Annotated in this window: 1 pseudogene; it reads right to left on the bottom strand. The window is 45.1% G+C overall.

Features of this window, described 5'->3' with window-relative positions:
* Nucleotides 1-79: 79 nt before the first annotated feature.
* Nucleotides 80-472, bottom strand: a pseudogene (locus J4D97_RS23285) (SecY family transport protein); the annotation flags it as partial.

The raw sequence follows: 472 nt of genomic DNA on the forward strand, positions 1-472 counted from the left end.
CCATGAGCTTGAGCCAGTACTTTCGCACTGGCTCTCATTAACTCTATCTCTTCTTCTGTTTTGTAAACTATCATTAGAACTATGAAGCCAAAGCGATATTCTGCGAGCGGCCTCGTACTTTTCCACTTTTCATCATGCCGTCATATCGTTGCATGAGCAAGTAGCTTTCTATCTGATTTAATGTATCTAACACTACCCCTACCATAATAATAAGGGAAGTACCACCATAGAAAGCCGAAAAGGGCCGCGTTACACCGAGCAACAGGGCGAAAGCAGGGAAGATGGCAATCAGTGCAAGAGCTACTGCACCAGGCAATGTAATCCGCGTCAGTACCTCATCAATGTACTCCGAGGTATCTCGACCAGGCTTCACACCAGGGACAAAACCTCCACTACGCTTCAGATCATCCGCAATTTGATTAGGATTGACGCTGATAGCAGTATAGAAGTAGGTGAAAACGATAATGAGAGT

The organism is Hymenobacter defluvii (assembly GCF_017589435.1).
Taxonomy (GTDB): domain Bacteria; phylum Bacteroidota; class Bacteroidia; order Cytophagales; family Hymenobacteraceae; genus Hymenobacter; species Hymenobacter profundi.